At 32.1% G+C, this 19,082-nt stretch carries 16 protein-coding genes; 1 reads left to right on the top strand and 15 read right to left on the bottom strand.

What is annotated here, in order from left to right; genetic code table 11:
- Nucleotides 1–55: 55 nt before the first annotated feature.
- The 15 genes from ACX6CF_RS02905 to ACX6CF_RS02835 all read right to left on the bottom strand — a co-directional run bounded on the left by ACX6CF_RS02905 (nt 56) and on the right by ACX6CF_RS02835 (nt 18,100).
- Complete coding sequence (locus ACX6CF_RS02905; protein WP_458783794.1) at nt 56–997, bottom strand: 3'-5' exoribonuclease YhaM family protein; 942 nt, start codon at nt 995–997, stop codon at nt 56–58.
- Nucleotides 998–1,454: 457 nt separating this feature from the next.
- Nucleotides 1,455–3,047 (bottom strand): xylulokinase, encoded by a 1,593-nt coding sequence (locus ACX6CF_RS02900; RefSeq protein ID WP_458783793.1) that lies wholly within the window; start codon nt 3,045–3,047, stop codon nt 1,455–1,457.
- An 83-nt stretch (nt 3,048–3,130) separates the two neighbouring features.
- Nucleotides 3,131–4,351 (bottom strand): ROK family transcriptional regulator, encoded by a 1,221-nt coding sequence (locus ACX6CF_RS02895; RefSeq protein ID WP_458783792.1) that lies wholly within the window; start codon nt 4,349–4,351, stop codon nt 3,131–3,133.
- A 19-nt stretch (nt 4,352–4,370) separates the two neighbouring features.
- Complete coding sequence (locus tag ACX6CF_RS02890) at nt 4,371–5,864, bottom strand: FGGY-family carbohydrate kinase (RefSeq protein ID WP_458783791.1); 1,494 nt, start codon at nt 5,862–5,864, stop codon at nt 4,371–4,373.
- A 14-nt stretch (nt 5,865–5,878) separates the two neighbouring features.
- Nucleotides 5,879–6,703, bottom strand: coding sequence for a carbohydrate ABC transporter permease (locus ACX6CF_RS02885; protein WP_458783790.1), 825 nt, complete (start codon nt 6,701–6,703; stop codon nt 5,879–5,881).
- Nucleotides 6,700–7,626, bottom strand: coding sequence for a carbohydrate ABC transporter permease (locus ACX6CF_RS02880; protein ID WP_458783789.1), 927 nt, complete (start codon nt 7,624–7,626; stop codon nt 6,700–6,702). Before ACX6CF_RS02880 ends, ACX6CF_RS02885 begins: the two co-directional genes overlap by 4 nt.
- Before the next feature lie 134 nt (nt 7,627–7,760).
- A complete protein-coding gene (locus tag ACX6CF_RS02875; RefSeq protein ID WP_458783788.1) occupies nt 7,761–9,116 on the bottom strand; it encodes an ABC transporter substrate-binding protein in 1,356 nt (451 codons plus the stop codon).
- 63 nt (nt 9,117–9,179) lie between these two features.
- Entirely contained in the window at nt 9,180–9,845 is a 666-nt protein-coding gene (locus ACX6CF_RS02870) for a class II aldolase/adducin family protein (RefSeq protein WP_458783787.1), read from the bottom strand.
- Nucleotides 9,842–11,338, bottom strand: a complete 1,497-nt coding sequence (locus tag ACX6CF_RS02865; protein WP_458783786.1) for a rhamnulokinase — start codon at nt 11,336–11,338, stop codon at nt 9,842–9,844. Before ACX6CF_RS02865 ends, ACX6CF_RS02870 begins: the two co-directional genes overlap by 4 nt.
- 170 nt (nt 11,339–11,508) lie before the next feature.
- Nucleotides 11,509–12,363 (bottom strand): class II fructose-bisphosphate aldolase, encoded by an 855-nt coding sequence (locus tag ACX6CF_RS02860; RefSeq protein ID WP_458783785.1) that lies wholly within the window; start codon nt 12,361–12,363, stop codon nt 11,509–11,511.
- 529 nt (nt 12,364–12,892) lie between these two features.
- Nucleotides 12,893–14,341, bottom strand: a complete 1,449-nt coding sequence (locus ACX6CF_RS02855) for a S1C family serine protease (RefSeq protein ID WP_458783784.1) — start codon at nt 14,339–14,341, stop codon at nt 12,893–12,895.
- A 259-nt stretch (nt 14,342–14,600) separates the two neighbouring features.
- Entirely contained in the window at nt 14,601–15,017 is a 417-nt protein-coding gene (locus ACX6CF_RS02850) for a bactofilin family protein (RefSeq protein WP_458783783.1), read from the bottom strand.
- Between the two features lie 67 nt (nt 15,018–15,084).
- Nucleotides 15,085–16,200, bottom strand: a complete 1,116-nt coding sequence (locus ACX6CF_RS02845) for a peptidoglycan DD-metalloendopeptidase family protein (protein ID WP_458783782.1) — start codon at nt 16,198–16,200, stop codon at nt 15,085–15,087.
- A gap of 166 nt (nt 16,201–16,366) precedes the next feature.
- Nucleotides 16,367–16,621 carry a DUF6171 family protein gene (locus tag ACX6CF_RS02840; protein ID WP_458783781.1) on the bottom strand — a complete coding sequence of 85 codons (255 nt, stop codon included), beginning with the start codon at nt 16,619–16,621 and terminating at the stop codon, nt 16,367–16,369.
- A 6-nt stretch (nt 16,622–16,627) separates the two neighbouring features.
- On the bottom strand, nt 16,628–18,100 hold the full coding sequence (locus tag ACX6CF_RS02835) for an alpha-N-arabinofuranosidase (protein ID WP_458783780.1): 1,473 nt from the start codon (nt 18,098–18,100) through the stop codon (nt 16,628–16,630).
- 143 nt (nt 18,101–18,243) lie between these two features.
- On the opposite strand from ACX6CF_RS02835, the gene ACX6CF_RS02830 reads away from it, so the two are divergent.
- Nucleotides 18,244–19,053, top strand: a complete 810-nt coding sequence (locus ACX6CF_RS02830) for a helix-turn-helix transcriptional regulator (RefSeq protein WP_458783779.1) — start codon at nt 18,244–18,246, stop codon at nt 19,051–19,053.
- Nucleotides 19,054–19,082 lie beyond the last annotated feature (29 nt).

The raw sequence follows: 19,082 nt of genomic DNA, 5'->3' as shown, positions 1-19,082 counted from the left end.
CTAAAAGTTAAAGAAATGTATTATGAGAAAGCCCCCACATAAATCTATTTATTAATTAATACCTTGTTCTTCTAACATTGGAATCAAAGATTCTCTGCCAACCTAACCAGTTATCTTCAATATCGCCTGATTGTAATAGGTCTGTAAATGTTCTTAGTTTTGCATCGCAATTATCTGCAAAATGAAGAGCAAGTGCCTCTATTGTTTGAGGCTTCTTAGGTGATCCATATTCCAATTCTCCATGATGAGCTAATATACAATGTTTAATCATATAGGCTAAATCTTCAGGAAAGCCTGGAATCTCTTTTATTTTATCTGAAACCCACTCTGTAGATATCATTATATGACCTAATAATTGACCTGGGTCAGTATATTCGATAATAGGGAATTTAGATAACTCTTGTATTTTTCCTATATCATGAAATAGTGCAGAAGTATATAATATATCTTTATTAATCACTTCATAATTATTTGCAAAGAATTTACACATATTGAGTACACAGAGAGTATGTTCTAGTAATCCGCCTAAATAACTATGATGCATGGTTTTTGCTGCCGTATGTTCTTTGAATGTTTTAATGAACTCTCTATCTTCAACAAAAAATTTCTTAACTAATACGCTTAGATATTTGTTATCTATATCGTCAACAAATGTGAGTAATTCTGTATACATCTCATTGATATCCCTGCTAGATACTGGAACATATTCCCTTGGATCATACTCACCCTCACTACTTTTTCTTAATCTTCTTATATTCAGCTGAATAGAATTTTGGAATGTTATGACCAAAGCATCGATTTTAATATACTCATGTTCATTGAAATCATTAATTCCATCATTTAAATCCCATATTTTAGCATCTACTACACCTGTTTTATCTTGTAATTTTAAAGAATAATAGGTCTTGCCAGCTCTTGTTTTCAACACTTGTTTATTAACACACAAGTAATGATCTTGAATTTGTTCTCCTTCATTCATATCTACTATGTAACGCATATATTACTCCTTTCAGAAATTAACCACGATCAATTTATAGCATAATTTATATATTATTCCACTATCTAATATATATAATTTGAATTAAATAATTGCTATAGAACCAGTAATTATTTAGTTCTATTCAACTTATAAAATCGAAGAAAATATATTGAACTTATTGAAATGTGCATACAGATGATTAAATTCAATATATATAGCAATAATAAATATATCAATAGATTTTATACTTTATATAATATTAATTCCATATATTCATCTTATATTATACCCTATTTCCTGTAAAAAAAAAAGAAACTATTTATTAAATAGTTCATGGTAACCCAAATTGAAATCAACTAACGGTCTCAACATGTTATCCTTAGAACTAACCTTAATAAATAGTCATATATGGAACTTATTTATAAATTTTGCCTTTAATAATAATGGTAAAAATGCAGTATAATTATAAGAAACATTAATCAAGAGAATCTACAGCTACTCTTTCAATTGCAAGACCTTTACGATAACGTGCTATGAACTGATTAAATCCCATTACATCTTTAATATCTGGATTTATCGTGAATTTTTTCTTTCCAGCGAATACTTTATTTTCTAAATAATCCTCCAACGATTCATCTTCTTTTTTATTACATACGAAAGAAGCAAGCACTGCAATACCCCAGGCTCCTCCCTCTCCAGCTGTTTCCATAATAGAAATAGGGGCATTTATAGCTGCAGCCATTATTTTCTGACCTACATCCTTAGTTTTAAACAACCCACCATGAGCTAGAATAGTATTTACCTTAACATTTTCTTGTTTCAAAAGAATATCCAGTCCCATTTTCAAAGCACCCAGGGACGTAAACAAATGAACACGCATGAAATTTGCAAGATTGAATTTACTGTCCACCGTACGAACAAACAATGGACATCCCTTCTCAAAACTAGTAATATGCTCTCCAGAAAAATAATTATAGGCAAGCATACCGCTACAATCGGCATCACCTTCAAGAGCCTTATTGTATAAAATAGAAAAAAGCTGGTCCATATCTATTTTCATCCCAAGAGTATGTGTCAATTCCTTGAATAAACGCATCCATGCATTTATATCCGAAGTACAATTATTACAATGTACCATTGCTGCCAAATTACCTGATGGCGTTGTGACCAGATCAATTTCAGAATGAACTTTTGATAATTCTTTTTCCAGTATAATCATTGCAAATACGGATGTTCCTGCAGATATATTACCTGTTCGTTTGGCTACACTGTTTGTAGCCACCATACCAGTACCAGCATCTCCTTCAGGAGGACAAAGGGGTATTCCCGCCTTAAGTTTCCCACTAACATCCAATAGTTTTGCACCATCAGAAGTCAACATTCCTGCATTTTCACCTGCTACCAGCACTTCAGGAAGTATATCTTCCAGTTTCCACGAATATTTTTGAGAAACTACAAGATTATTAAACATACTAATTTTATGTTCATCATAATTTTTAGTAAATATATTAATTGGAAACATCCCCGAAGCTTCACCAACACCAAGAACTTTCCTACCAGTAAGTTTCCAGTGTACATATCCTGCCAAAGTAGTAAAGAAATCAATCTCTGGCACATGTTCCTCTAGGTTTAATATAGCCTGATATAGATGAGCTATACTCCATCTCTGGGGAACATTATAATCAAAAATATTTGTTAATTTTCTTGATGCTTCACTCGTAATAGTATTTCTCCAAGTTCGAAACGGAACCATAAGTCTTCCTTCCTTGTCAAACACCATATATCCATGCATCATTCCGCTAAAACCGATAGAACCAACGGTAGTTAATGTAACTTTATATTGTTTTTTTACATCTTCTGCTAATTTTTGATAACTATTCTGAATACCCGCCCAGATATCATCCAAACTGTATGTCCAAATACCATCAATAAATTGATTTTCCCATTGGTGGCTACCCGATGCTATTGGTATATTATCTTCATCAATCAATACAGACTTTATTCTTGTTGAACCAAGTTCAATTCCAAGAGCCGTCCTACCATTTTCAATAACCTCTCTTATTCCCATGATCAACCTCCATAAAATATCCTATAGACTAAAATCTCGAAAATTTCATTTATATCCTATAACAAATCATTCATAAGCTCAAATCAGATGGTTTGATTTATAAAATTAAATTGCTCCTGCATAACTAAAGCTGCTGCTCCTACTGCTCCAAGGTCTTCTCCCTGCTTTGATGCCTGAATACTAAAACCTTCAAAATTCTGTTTAATTACATTTGCCTCTATATTTTTTCTTACTTCATCAATGAAAGGTTTCCCTATTTTAGCTAGTTCTCCATATATAATAATTGTTTTTGGTGCCAATATATTTACCGTAAATCCTAGTGCTATACCAAGATACATCGCTACCTCTTTCATCAATGCAATAGAGTCTTCATGACCTTGTCTTACTGAGTCTACAAATGTACTAACTGTAATATTGTCCAGATTGTTATCAATCATATTAGGTATTTCCTGAAAGCGTCTAATCCGTATTCCTTCCCGTATTTTAGATGCAACAGCAAAATCTGAAACCTCTGTATTCAGGCAACCAAAACCTCCACAAGTACATATCTCATGGCTTGGAACAACCTTTATATGTCCAATTTCCCCCGAAAATCCATAAGTACTAAAAATCAAGTGGCTATTCATGACCGGAACCATTCTTACACCAGTTCTAATAGAAAGGAACAAAAAATCTTCACAATCGCCGTTAAAATATAACCACTTATAGGCAAATGCCATAACGTTAACATTATTATCAATATAACAGGGTAGCCCAATACGTTTTTCCATTATTGTTTTAATAGGAATATTTTCCCAATCTTTAAAATACGTATATCCTTTCGCTATACCTTCCCTTTTATCTACATAACCGGGGACTCCAATTCCAACACCTAATACTTTGTCTTGTTCATCATCCAATTGTTCTCGTGCACGGTTAATGTTGTCAACAATCTTATCAATAATAATGTCATTATCATCTTCTCTATTCATAATTGTTGTTGCTTTATAAATTACATTTCCAGAGAAATCCAGCATATCACAGTGAAGTTTTCGTCCATTAAATTCAACTCCAATAAAATATCCACCTTTTGGATTGATGCGAAGCCATACCGGTCTTCTTCCAACTCTTGCTTCCTCACATTCTTCCTCATAAATATATCCTTTATTGATTAATTCATCAATCATTCCTAGAACTGTTGTCATACTATAAGATGTATATTTTTTGATATCATATCTGGAAACATTCTCATGAAACCTAATAATACTTAACATTTTGTTTCTTTGGTTATATTTACGATTTTGCACAATAGAGTCAAAAGACATAAACTACCTCCTTATCTCATTACCTTAGTATTTCTTTCTGTATTGAATACATCCTTTTATATTTCTTAAATTTATTTAAATATAGTTTATGCTTTTCACTGCATGGTGTCAACCAAATATCTGTTTCTCCAGTTCTACTCCAGTTATTATAGCTCTTGTTAAATATCCCAATTCCATATCCAGCCATGAAAGCTGCTCCTTTACAGGCTGCTTCAACATTTGTAGGAATATGAATAGGAACACCCAGTACATCTGTTTTTAACTGCATTAGTTTCTTTGATTTTGTACTTCCTCCTACTGCGATAAGCCATTTTACCTTGATTTCAGCCTTTTTAAGCAATTGAAGATTCAATAATATTTCTAATGTAACACCTTCCTGTAATGCTCTGAGATACTCACCTTTAGTAGTACTTAACTGAAGTCCTACTATCATCCCACGGCTCATAGAGTCATTCCATGGAGACCCAGTTGTTGTAAAATGCGGTAATACAATTACTTCAGATGGCTGATTAGTCATTTCCTCCATGAGAATATCGTAAACATTTTTATTTTCTTTCTTGGCAATCTCCTGCTCTTCAAATGCAAATAAATTCTTATACCATTGTAAGAGATTTCCGCCAGTAAAATTTCCCGGAATCGTTATATACTGATTTTTTAAAACATGTGGATAACAAGGCAACCCATATTCATAAAGTTTTCCAACAAAATTTTTCATACTACACACTAATGTTTCTGTTGTTCCTAATGAATAAGCTGCTTCTCCTTCTTGTATGGCTCCTGCTCCAATCATCCCACATGGCTGATCATGTCCACCCGTTACAATAAGCGCATCTGCATTTAAACCAATTTCAAAAGCAATCTTTTTTCTTACAGTACCGACAACAGTACCGCTTTGCAGTGGGATAGATAACTGTTCTTCTTTCAATCCCACATACTCCATTAATTCTTGATTCCACTCTTTTTTATGAATATCCAGCATCATTGTTCTTGCCGCCAGAGAATAATCAATTATCCTCTGTCCTGATAATCTCATTATAATATAATCACCTGCACAAACATATGCATATGGTGTTTTTTTTAAAAGGTCATAATGTTTTTTAATCCAAATTATTTTAGTAATTGTCCCCGTTGAAGCAAGAATCTGACCACCTTTATCAAAAAAATATTTTTTACCAAATTTATTTTCTAACTCATACGTTTCATTCATAGATCTTGTATCAAAAGAAACAATTTCAGCTCCAACTGGATTGCCCATCCTGTCAAGAGGTATTACCCCTTCTCCATGACTTGAAACTGAAATTGCAGTAATTTTTTCTTTACACTGCTTCACAACCACACCAATACAAAACTTAACCGCTTCCCACATTTCATTTGGATCAATTTCAGCCCAGCCACTCCTAGGGTAACTTAGCTTGTATTCTTTTCGTGACATACTTATTACATTAGCATTTTCATCATATACTGCTACTTTACACGCTGTGGTTCCAATATCTATCCCCATCAACAGGACCATTCCAATACTCTCCTTTAACCTTTCACTGCTCCGGTGGTCAATCCTTTTACAAATTGCTTTTGTACTATAATATAGAATATTAATGTAGGTATTGTAACAATAGTCAAAGCTGCAAATAATGCACCTGGTTGACTAAAATATGCCCCATTATATTGCTGTGCAACCAACGGAAGTGTCTGCTTCATTTTATCAGTCATTGTACATAGCGCTAAGAAGAATTCATTCCAAGACGTTAAAAACTGCCAAATAACTATAACCACGATACCTGGCTTTAACATTGGACATATTATCTGAATAAACAATCGGATAATTCCACAACCATCCACAGTTGCAGCTTCCTCCAATTCCTTAGGAATTGCAACCATAAATCCTTGAAGAATTGTAATAGCAAACGGTATACCCAAAGCAACATAAGGCAGTATCAATCCAAAATAATTATCAATCAAACCTAATTTACTATTAATCTGAGTCAAAGGAATAACAAGACCACTTATAGGCACCATTAATGTACACAACAACATATTGTAAATGATAACCTTCCCGTGGACATTCTTTCTTGAAAAACCGAAAACTGCCATTGCAGAGCATACAGTTACTAATCCAACTGTTGATATTGTAATAAAGACACTTGAAAAAAAATTATAGACCAATCTGGGATTTTCCTCTATTACCTTAACATAATTATTCACAGTCATTCCCTTTACAAAGATTGATGCTGTATACATATTATCAGCTGTCCTGAAAGACATACTTATCATATAGAGAAGAGGTATCATAAAGATTAACATAATCACTATCAATATTATTATCCATCCTAGTTTACCAATATTTTTCTTCATTGAGATTCCCCTCTCTTCATAAACTCTCCTGAACCTAAAAACTTAATCTGAAAAACAGTTAAGGCTAATGCAAACAACAAGAAAAATATCGAAAGTGCCGAAGCATATCCCATCTGCTGGGTTGTAAATCCCATTTTAAATATATATGTCCCTGGCATTTCTGATGCATAATTTGGCCCACCATTAGTCATTGTATACACCAATGCAAATGTCTGAAGCGAACCTATTATACCAAGCATTAATAATGACTTGTGTGTAGAAGAAAGAGATGGCAGATATATATATTTTATTTCCTTCCATTTTGTAGCTCCATCTATTTTGGCAGCTTCTTTCATGTCTTCTGGTATCTGTGAAATTCCAGCAACATACATAATCATTGACCATCCTGTCCATTCCCAGATATTTGATAAAATAATACCATAGATAGACCCCTTAATGCTTCCTAAAACATTTACCGTAATATGAAGCCCAAGACTATCTAAAAAAGTTTGAAATAAACCGTTATAAGGTTGATACATTTTCCCCCATATAATCGCTACCACCGCAACAGATGTGGCCACCGGAAGAAAAAATATTGTTCTGTAAAATCCTTTTCCTTTATTCAATCGCTCTTCAATAATATACGCTAAAAAGAAACCTATTGTGGCCTGTACCGGTACAGTAATCAATATCCATAAAAAAGAATTACGCATAATCTTAAACATATTTCTATCTTTTACTATTTCTATAAAATTATCCAAACCCACAAAATTCATATTTCTTAAATTCGTCCAAGAAAATGTACTTCCCCATCCCACAAATAGAATTGGATAAAGAATGTATACTATAAAGAATATTATAGCAGGTGCAATAAACAAATATCCAGCTATGTTATATTTTCTTTTTACCCTTACTTTATTAATGTTTTCCTTCATTCCAGTCATTACCCTCTCCTCCTATACTTTTAGACCGTTAATCTGCCATATCATGATGGAATTATATCCTGTTTTATTAATATGGGAGAATTAGTTTTATTAATTCTCCCACATTAGTATTATACATTATTATAGTTACTACATTATTTTAATGCATCTTGAGCTTTCTGAACATTCTGCATTGCTGTATTTGAATTCGATTCTCCACTTGCCACTGCTTGTAATGCTGCTTTCAGCGCTTGGTCAACAGTTGGATTAGCTACACGTTGATTCATAGCTTTAGTCAAATCTTCTGATGATTTATTAAACTGGCTTACTACGTCATCAGGTAGATTAGCCGCTTGTGGATTAATTCCTTTAAATGCAGGAAGATTGTTAAGATCATTTGCACATGCCTGAATTCCATCTTCTGCTATCATAGATTGTAAAACTGTCCATGCTGCATCTACATTTTTACAATTCTTTGTAATACCCATACCAAAATCAACACCCCCAATTGGTGTACTTGCTGTTAATCCATCTACCATAGCAGGCAAATAGAAATAATCGAAATCCCAATCCGCTACAGTTTTAGCTACATCTTTGCCAGTAAATTCCTGTGTCCACCATGAACCAAGGGCAATCATACCAGCCTGTCCTGCAGTAAAGGCTGTTGTACCATCTGAATAACAAGAAGCCGAAAGAGCTCCAGTCTGAAAAATTCCATCATCAAACATCTTTTTCCACGTATCCATAGCTGATATGAATACCTCATCCGTCCAAGCTATTTCACCGTTCTGTGCTTTATCAAAATGTTCCGTACCATATTGAGATACTAACATTAAATACATATTCAAGTTCTGCCAGTCACTTGCAGCACCTTGAAATAATGGAGCAATTCCTTCCTTAGATAATGTTTCGCATATGTTCTTTAATTCATCATATGTTGTAGGTACACTAAGTCCAAAAGAATCAAATAATGTCTTGTTATATTCAATACTGATTACCTGAGCTTCAATAGGTAAGAGATTTAATTTGGTATCTCCATCTGCATTTCCTAAATATAATTGATTCAATACTACATCAGCAAAATTTGACGACCAGTCATCTCCCCATGTGTCTTTTGCCTTGTCTGTCAGATCAATTAGATAATCTGCATACTGCTGTGTTAAAGAACCAGGCTGTGTTGCAATAATATCAGGTAAACTATTTGAAGCTGCTGCCGCTGACAAAGCTGACAAATATTCTGGATCATAATTATAATAAGAAAAATCAATCTTGATATCCGGATGTGCTTTTTCAAATGCAGTAATCATTTTATCCATTGTTCTTGTCAATGGAGACCACGACCAAATAGATACAACTTTCTTAGCTTCACTACTTTTTGAATCTTCAGAAGTCTTTGAAGTTGCACTGTCCTTTGAATCCTGGCTAGATTTAGAACTACCACACGCTGCAAACCCAAATACCATTACCATTACCATAAGAGCACTAACCAATTTCTTAACTTTCATTTTCATACCTTCATCCTCCTCAAAATCTTATATAATTTTATATGTTAAGTAGTATTGACTACTTACATTTTAAATAAGCTTGATATTATTCTTATTAAAGAACATTTCACATTCTGCTGGATTCAGATTCTGTTGTTTTCCAATTTGATTTGCATAGTAAAGAGTCATCGCAATTGATTCTGCTGCCTCTAGCTTATTCATAGCGTCTTCTACTGTATCCCCAACCACCAATACTCCGTGATTTCCTAATATTACAATGTCTTGTCCTGCTTCAAAATAAGGCTTTGCAGCTTCATAAATATCAGGTTCACCTGGTCTTCCATAAGGAGCTACCTGGAATTTTTTGAAGTTGCCCATCATTTCGGGATAAGCTCTGGTCTCCACCTCTTTTAAGCATAAAGAGTATGCTGTTAAAAAGGTAGGATGCGCATGAACTACACCACCAATACTATTTCCACCTCTCATTTTATATGTATTAAAATGCATTGGTAATTCTGAAGTAGGCTTGCATGAACCCCCTATCCACTCGCTGTTTTCATCTACAACAGCTATCATATCTTCTGTATATAGAGCTTTATTTTTTCCAGTTGGTGTAATATAAATCAACCCATCTTTAGATGATTTTGTTGAAATATTACCTTCATAAGCATTCACCATACCTTTTTCATCTAATCTTTTACTAACAGCCATTACTTCTCTGATTGCTTCAAAGTCTAATTCTTTTATTTTATTCATCCCTTTTCTGCCTCCATTAATTTTTTATTTGTTTGGAATTTTTGCATTTCCTCCTTCCAACATAAAGATGTATCCGGTTCAAAGGATTCTAGTGCAAATGACTTCTTTGATAATTCCCTCATTTCATCTACCGACTTAACTTTCCCCAAAGAATATAACTGTGTAAGTATATTCCCAGCAAGTGTTGCATATGGCATACCTGCTCTAATTTCCGTTTCTAACGCATTACTAATCATCTGCATCAGTAACCTATTTCTCGAACCTCCATTAATGACGTACACTTCTAAATAAGGAATATGTAGCTTCGTTATCAATAAATCAGCATAATACTTAATTTTCATAGTAATACTTTCAAGTATACACAACACAAATTCCCCATCCAATTCAATAAATTTCTGTCCTGTTTTCTTCAGGTAATTATTAATTTTAATTCTGATATCACCATCAGCATTATTAAATTCCGGCTCTTCTACATCAATATATACTCTTTGAGATCTTGAATTTTCACCCATTTTTATTAAATCCTCAAAAGAATAATCTTTCCCTTCCATTATCCATACTCTTCTCAATTCATTAACCAGCCAAAAACCAGCAAAATCACGGTAAATAATTTTTCTTCTGTCGATACCACCTGTGTTTTTAAATCCACATTCAAAAGCCGCATTTGTAACAATACTTCCTTCATTCTCTATTCCCATACTGATATTCGTACCAATACTTATATATAGTTTATTTTTCCCAAATCCAGGAATAGCTACTACTCCTGATGCACTATCATGACCCACCGTTGCAACAAGCTTTGCTCTTCCTGCTCCAGTACTTTCTGTAACATTTCTACGCAAAGTACCTTTTACCGTTCCTGCATCAACTATATTTGTTAAAATGTTTTTTGGTAAAGATAGCTTTTCAAATATATCGTAGCACCATTCTTCCTGATTTGTATTCATTAGTGCTGATGTTCCTGCAATAGTCATTTCTGTGGAAATCTCTCCAGTAAGAAAATAGCCCAATAAATCTGGTAGAAATAACATTTTTGATGCAGATTCAAGAACTTTTAATCCATGCTCACGATAAGAGAACAGCTGGGGTAATGTATAAGTCCTATTACATAGACATCCTGTCATCTCATAGATACTTTTTTTATCGATAATTTTATATATTTCTTTCAGTGAATTTTGTGTTCTTCTGTCTCTGTAATGATAAATAGGTTCAAGTAAGCAATCTCTTTTATCCAAAAGCCCATAACTGGCTCCCCAAGTATCAACTGCTACAGATTCAATTTCATTTCCTTTAGCCACATAGGTTTTAATACCTTTCAGTATATTTTTATATAGACCAAATACATCCCAGTACAGAGCATTAGGAACTTCAATTGGTTTATTAACAAAATTGTAAATATCTGAAATAATAACTTTTTCGCCGTCAAAAAATCCTTTTGCTGTTTTTCCACCGCTTGCTCCCAAATCTATTGCAACAGATACTATTTTATTCACTAAACTTACCTCTCTTTGCAAATCTCAATTATATATTAATATGGGTATCTTTGTATTTATTGTTGATAATAGTTATTATTAGCATGTTATCTCATCTTTATTTGCACATTACTAATTACACCACTTCTTTTTTCCTTCAATATTTTTTTTCCCCATTTATTACTAATGCATCAAAATTTTGATAGTTCCATCTTTCTCCTGAGGTATTCCATTAGTTCCTCTTGTATATAATTAGGCATATCTAAAATCTTAAGATCTTTGTCATTACCTTTCATATGATCCACATATTTATTTATTGCTTCATAATAACACTCCAAATATTCTGTTCCTACATTAAATTTATTAATTCCCTTTGTAAATGCTACTTCCAACTGCTCATGAGGAATTCCACTACCACCATGAAGTACGAGTGGTTTATCCGTTAATACATTAATCTCTTCCAGTCTCTTTATATCTAGCTTTGGAGTTTCAAGATAAACACCATGAGCGCTTCCAATTGCGACTGTCAGGTAATCAACACCTGTTTCATTACAAAATCTATCAGCTATTTTGGGGTCTGTATATAAGTCTCCTCTATTGCCATCACCTTCATGTGCAAGTCCTACATGTCCAAGTTCAGCTTCTACATCAGCCCCCAGAATATGCGCTGTTTCCGCAACTTTCTTAGAGATTGAAATATTCTTTTCCAGTGGATACATTGATCCATCAATCATAACAGAAGTAAATCCATATTTAATTGCTTTTAGTATATATTCATAATCACTGGAATGATCCAAATGCAGGCCAATTGGTATTTTTACTTTTTCTGCAAGTTCTTTAACCATAGCCACAAATCCAGCAACACCTGAAACATTATTTTTTTCATTATGTTCAGGAAGCAACATAATAATAATCGGTTTCTGGAGTTCTTCCGCAACGGTAATAGCTGAATACACTGTATTATAATCTATACATATTAATGAAATAACTGCCGTATTCACTTCATCAGCCATCCTTAAAATATTGCTAACTCTTTCAAGTGACATTCCTAATACCTCCTCAAATATTTTATTTTTGTAGATACAATCATATTTTTATAATCAATTTCATATTGCAGTTTTTTAATACATTTACAATATATCACGTTTTATCGTTTTCGTCAATATTATTTATATATTACTTCATTTATATAAATTTTGCATTTTTTTAATATTATTATACATTTAAATTTTTTAATTGCATAAAAGCTTTATTTTAGCCATTTATAGCGTTATCTTTCAATTTAAATTTAACACTAGTTTTATAAATAGACATAAATAATTTGTAAAATTTTAACATTTTTTTATTGTATATTATCGTTTTCGTAAATAGTATCAATTTTTATGATCGCAAAAGAAAATAATACTTTCTAGCGGACACTTTCTTTGCATATAATAAGCAGAAAATATGTTTAAAGTTAATTGTTTGAAATTATAATTAGATTTTATAAATTTGTATACGAAAAAGAGAGTGAAGTTTTGAATTCCACTCTCTTTTTCATTATTGTGTTTTTTATTTTTTCAGTCCTAATATGAATTACATAATACTTTGTCTATCAGTTAATTTAACATTCAATTCGACTTTATCAAAACCATCATTAGATTTTCTAGCCACCTTCACTGATACAGTATCTCCCACTTCATATTTTTCAATTTCATTTTGTAGATCTTCAAAATTAAAGATTTTCACACCACCGAATTCAAAAATTATGTCTTGTGGTCTAAGTCCAGCTTTTTCTGCACCACTGCCTTCTGTTACTTCTCCTACTAGAATTCCTATAGGTAATCCATAGAAATCTGCAACTTCTTCTGTAACATCTTTACCTCTAATACCTAATGCCGGTCTATCTTTTTGATTGACAATATCTTCAATGATAGGTTTCGCTTCGTTGACTGGTATAGCAAATCCCATACCTTCTATATCTGTAGAGGCTAGTTTATAACTATTAATACCAATTACCTCACTCTGGGCATTAACTAATGCTCCACCACTATTACCTGGATTAATTGCTGCATCAGTCTGAATAAGTGGTAAACTCTTGTCAGTAGATTCTAGAGTTCTATTAATAGCACTAATATATCCTACTGTTACAGTATTACTATATTGTTTTCCAAGAGGATTTCCTATAGCAACTGCTAGCCCTCCCACTTTTATCTCATCTGAATCTCCAAGTTTAGCTATTTTTATACTGTCCATTAATTCTTTATTAATATCTTTTTTAGATACAGATAATACCGCTAAATCATACTCTCTATCGTAGCCTACAACTTTTGCATTAATATTTTCAGAATTAAAGAAAGTTATAACAACATTTTTAGCGCCCTCTATAACATGTTGATTAGTCACAATATATATGACGTCTTCATTCTCTCCAAATATTATACCTGAACCAGTACCTTCTTGTTCATATTGATTGTTAAACCAATCTCTGGCTGGAACAACACTAGTTATTGTAACAATTGAAGGTTTCATATTCTCTGCTATTGCCACAACTGGTGATTCGTACTTTTCATTGATTATTGAAGTATAATCACTACTTACTTCCTTCAGACTATCATCATTTAATACCGTTGTGTTGCTTGTATCTTCAAAAATAAAATTCGGGTCATCGTTTTTAGATATCATTGGACTAATATGTTTGTCAAAGAAAGGTTTTGTAACTTCCATTCCTAATTGGAATGCCCCGCCAAGAAGAACGGCTACCAAAACACATGCAATCATTTTTTTCCAAGTAAAAACTCTTTTCTTTACACTACTATTTTTCTCATTCTTGATTTTTTCTTGAAAGCATTGATTTGAAAAAGTTTGATCATGTTCACCAACAGACAAGTCATTATTAATATCTTCATTATTTGTATGACTTTTAATAATAGTCGTTTCTACAACCTCACCAAAATTATTATCTTCTACATTATTGCTGTTATCCGAACTACCTGTTATTTCATTTTCATTTCCGTTCTCATTATACCCTTTGAATTCGTCCATATATTTTCCTCCAAATTTTATTATTAGATTAACCATAATCATAGTATTTACTATTATCAGTAAATTTCCCCAATTGGTTAATCACGTATTCTATATATAGATTATACTCATTTTATTTGAATAAAATATGAACTCCTTGTTAATAATTTTGAATAATTTAATATTATTATTAAATACTAATAAAAAAGAACCATCCAAGCAACTACTAAGATAATCCTCATAAAAAAATTCATATTTGATTTTTGATTAACATAATTAATTATTTATCTTTATTATTTTCAATTGATTTAACTTTATTATTCTCAATTTGTTTTACATTATTTTGTACAGTTGACATACTACAATTACCTTCTATATGAGCACCTTCATCAATTATAATACTGACCGTATTGATATCTCCTGTTATTTTTGCTGTTTTAGTCAAATGAAGTTGACCTGCAATCTTCACATTTCCATCAATCTTACCTGCTACCAACAAAAAATCAGATACTATATTACCTTTAATATAACCAGTTTCTCCGATTACTACACTATCCTCAACTTCCATATCTCCATAAAAATTACCATGAATCTTTACTGATTCTTTTGATTTTAGAACGGACGATTCTAATGTCGTATCTTTTCCTATTATAGTGGATGGTTTATCATACGTTGCCTTTTTCTTTTGCTTCATCATTTTAATTCTCCTTTGTACAAAATTAGAACAAATTTTATTAATAAAATTTCATCAATTACATATAATTTCATTTTCCTTTATATATATAATCCATTGGATTTTGTGTTTCACCATTTATAAGCACGCCATAATGAACGTGAGGTCCACTACTTCTACCAGTACTTCCTGATTTAGCTATTTTATCTCCACGCTTGACCTTATCTCCTTGAGAAACCAGTAATCTTGAGTTATGTGCATATTTAGTAGTAATACCATATCCATGATCAACAACTACCAGCCTTCCATAAATAGAGTCATACCCTGCAAAAATAACTGTACCTTTACCAGTTGCATAGACGCTTGTTCCATAATTTGCCTTTAGATCTACACCTCTATGAAACTCTTGCGTTCTACGCCCAAAAGGATTTCTCCTCCATCCATACGGACTTGTCACCCATGTATTTTTAACAGGTAACATCGAAGGATAAGCTTGCCAATAAGGAATTATCTCATCAACTTTATCATTAAGTTTATTATATGTATTAGTCTCACTGTCAATCAATTTCATTGTATCTTGAAGTTTATTTATTAACTCTTCTGCTTTAGCTTGAAAATCTTCCTCTACCGATATATCCTGCTTTATTATATCAGACTCATCTTCTTGGCTATTCATGGGTAATAAATCTAAAGATGCAGTAATATTAGTACTTCTTGATGCTGAAAATTCAGCTACCAAAGGTTCAGCTGAAGCTTTTCTTTCTATGGAACCTATAGGCTTGCTTTCAGTAGTTTTCTTAGTACCATTAAGCTTAGAATCAATATCCTGCTTCTGATCTTCTAATTCTTGAAGCTTGCTTTGAATCTGCGTATATAGTTCTTGCAAATCATCTAACTTGGAAAACTTTTCAGCCTCTTCTGTTTCATATTCCTCGATTTTTGCATCTTTATCACTATTCTCGTATGTATTGGTTTGAAGATTGAGATTAGCCGTTGCCATTTTGCTTTGTACATCAGCTACATTAGTCATTGTAAATAGTACCCATATTATTACAGCAATAACACAAGTAAGTAGAGGGAACCTAATCCATTTTGGAATTCTAATGGTCTTAGGACTTTTGGTAGGATCAGGAATTATTACAAAAGTTATATATTTGCGACTCTTGATTTTATGTTCTTTAACGCTATGCCTTGTCCCCCAATTCATTTTTCTATCCCCACCTTTACACAGTTATTTGTTGTTTTTTGTATATAATTAGTTTATTTTATATTTTAGTCAAATTTATTATAACATATTTCTTAATATATTTGTAATATAAATTTAAAAATTTAGTATTATATTAAATTATATTAAAATAAAAAATACTGCTCTTTTACCACTTAGACAAGGTAGGGTGAGGACAATGTTGTTTTCTTTTTATAGCTCTAACCAATACAAAACATCCACAATGTTTACAAATGCCATTTATTAAATCATAACAATTTTCGCAATGTTGCAAACGCTTATAGTAAATTATTTCTTCTACTTTGATACTACTATCCAAGGAATCTATATAACCCTGAATCTTTGTTAGAAGATTCTTTTCATCCACATCAAATAACATGCATTTTTTACATATATATTCCATAATACATTACTCTAGAATTATCCTAGCAATACTACAAGGTGGTAATGTCGTCGTAAAACCATTCCCCTTAAGTATTACATCATTAAATTCTTTCATTGAAACTGCATGAGGATTATCAAAAGTGTTATGTGCATTCATTGCTTCTGCAATAATCTTAGCATCATATTTTCTAGGTATAAAATCAATAAGTTCACAATTTATCAATTTTGATTTAACAAGATCTGTATTACATATAGTAATATACAATTTATTATTTTGGTCAATTGAAGCTGATTCAATCAAATCTTTAACTTTATACTCTTCTGAGGTAATTTTAGATGTAGTTATATAACTCTCCACTAATATATTTTCTTGGTGGACTTTATACATATCAAAAACATGATAAGTAGGTGTTAGAATCATCTTTCTACCCTCAGTCAAAATAACTGCTTGTAATACATTAACTATTTGAGCAATATTCGCCATATGCACACGATCTGAATGTTGGTTGAACAAGTTTAGATTAATACCTGCAATCATTGCATCCCTCATTGTATTTTGTTGATATAAAAATCCTGGATTAGTCCCTGGTTCAACATCATACCAACTCCCCCATTCATCAACAAATAAATCTACGTTTTTATTAGGATCATATTTATCCATGATTGCACTATGTTTTTCTAATAACTCTTCCATATATAGTGTTTTATCTATAGTTCTATAGTAATCTCTTTCACTAAAATCAGTAGCAGAACCTTTATTTTCCCAAGGTCCTATTATAGTATAGTAATGAAGGGCTAACCCTTGCATATATTTACAAGCTCTTTCCATTAGAACTTCTGTCCAGTTATAATCATCTTTTGAAGGTCCACAAGCAATTTTAAAAATCTTATTGGATGAATAATCTTTGACATAACTGGCATAACGTCTATATTCATCTGCATAATACTCAGGTCTCATGTTACCTCCACATCCCCAATTTTCATTACCAACTCCAAAATATTTAACTTTCCATGGTTTCTCTCTTCCATTAGATTTTCTAAGATCAGCCATTGGTGAAATACTATCAGAAGTCATATATTCAACCCATTCTGACATTTCTTGTACTGTGCCACTCCCTAGATTTCCACATATATATGGCTCAGCACCAATTAACTCACAGAATTCCAGAAACTCATGAGTACCGAAACTGTTATCTTCAACAACACCACCCCAGTTAGTATTAATCATTCTCTTCCTTTTATTTTTTTCTCCAATCCCATCCTTCCAGTGATATTCATCCGCAAAACAACCTCCCGGCCATCTGAGTACAGGAATATTAATTTTTTTCAATGCTTCAAGAACATCATTTCTATAACCTTGTGTATTAGGAATATCTGATTCCTTCCCAACCCAGATCCCTCCATAAATACAACGACCTAAGTGTTCAGAAAAATGCCCATAGATATGCTTACTGATTTGTGATTTCTTTTTACTGGTATCAATAACGTATTTATTCATATTTGACTCCTTCTCTGGTAATATTTTATTATATTGCTTTAATAATAGAAAACATAGTATAATTATATTTAAGTAATATATATTAGTAAATGAACTAATATTTTGTTTTTGTTTGTCATTTTGTTTTGTAGAGGTGATTAATTTTGGAATTTACATTAAATACAGTAGGATATGATTACAGACACAATAATAAGTTTAGAATAGAAAGACCATATGGATCAGGTGATTACTTATTTCTCTTTTTCAATACAGAAATAACTATAGACTTTGATGGCAAAAAAATAAATAATAAACCAAATTCATGTATTATCTATACTCCTTCATATCCTCAGCAATACTATAATAATAAAAATGGGTTTATTAATGATTGGTTTCACTTTACAGCTAATGATGTAGAATCTTTCTTAGATAGATTGGAATTACCAACTAATACTATTTTTTCTATAACTGATTTTACTTTTATAAGATGCTTTATTAAGAAGCTTGAGAGAGAGTTCATAAGAAAAGATATCTTTTGGAAAGAAAACATAAATGTTCTTTTGGAGAACTATTTCATTGAATTGGCCAGAGAAAACAGCTATGAAAACAACTATATAGAAGATCCTCATAATACTTCTTTGTTAGAGAATTTCAAGATAGCCCGTGAAGAAATCTTAACAAATCTTCAGACCCCATGGACAATTGAAGAAATGGCTTCTCTTGTTGCTTTAAGTCGTTCAAGGTTTTCAATTTTGTATAAAAATTTTTTCAATATAAGCCCAAAAGAAGAACTTATCAAAGCACGTATTGATAAAGCTAAATATCTGTTAGCAAGCTCTAATAGTCAAGTAAAAGATGTATCACAAAAAGTAGGATATGATAATATGTATCACTTCAATAAGCAATTTAAACGTATGACAGGACATGCCCCAGGACGATATGCCGCATTACACAAGGGAAATAATCAGTTTTAACTTTTAAAATCCACCATATTGATGTAAAA

The sequence above is a fragment of the Vallitalea sediminicola genome, from assembly GCF_054408565.1.
This window is presented reverse-complemented; position numbering and strand designations above follow the sequence as displayed.

Coding starts and splice junctions, on each gene's coding strand:
- ACX6CF_RS02895 (WP_458783792.1), bottom strand. CDS start 4,351: ATGTCTTTTGACTCTATTGTGCAAAATCGTAAATATAACCAAAGAAAC.
- ACX6CF_RS02835 (WP_458783780.1), bottom strand. CDS start 18,100: ATGAATAAATACGTTATTGATACCAGTAAAAAGAAATCACAAATCAGT.
- ACX6CF_RS02900 (WP_458783793.1), bottom strand. CDS start 3,047: ATGGGAATAAGAGAGGTTATTGAAAATGGTAGGACGGCTCTTGGAATT.
- ACX6CF_RS02885 (WP_458783790.1), bottom strand. CDS start 6,703: ATGAAGAAAAATATTGGTAAACTAGGATGGATAATAATATTGATAGTG.
- ACX6CF_RS02905 (WP_458783794.1), bottom strand. CDS start 997: ATGCGTTACATAGTAGATATGAATGAAGGAGAACAAATTCAAGATCAT.
- ACX6CF_RS02850 (WP_458783783.1), bottom strand. CDS start 15,017: ATGATGAAGCAAAAGAAAAAGGCAACGTATGATAAACCATCCACTATA.
- ACX6CF_RS02855 (WP_458783784.1), bottom strand. CDS start 14,341: ATGGACGAATTCAAAGGGTATAATGAGAACGGAAATGAAAATGAAATA.
- ACX6CF_RS02880 (WP_458783789.1), bottom strand. CDS start 7,626: ATGACTGGAATGAAGGAAAACATTAATAAAGTAAGGGTAAAAAGAAAA.
- ACX6CF_RS02860 (WP_458783785.1), bottom strand. CDS start 12,363: ATGTCACTTGAAAGAGTTAGCAATATTTTAAGGATGGCTGATGAAGTG.
- ACX6CF_RS02845 (WP_458783782.1), bottom strand. CDS start 16,200: ATGAATTGGGGGACAAGGCATAGCGTTAAAGAACATAAAATCAAGAGT.
- ACX6CF_RS02875 (WP_458783788.1), bottom strand. CDS start 9,116: ATGAAAATGAAAGTTAAGAAATTGGTTAGTGCTCTTATGGTAATGGTA.
- ACX6CF_RS02890 (WP_458783791.1), bottom strand. CDS start 5,864: ATGGTCCTGTTGATGGGGATAGATATTGGAACCACAGCGTGTAAAGTA.
- ACX6CF_RS02840 (WP_458783781.1), bottom strand. CDS start 16,621: ATGGAATATATATGTAAAAAATGCATGTTATTTGATGTGGATGAAAAG.
- ACX6CF_RS02870 (WP_458783787.1), bottom strand. CDS start 9,845: ATGAATAAAATAAAAGAATTAGACTTTGAAGCAATCAGAGAAGTAATG.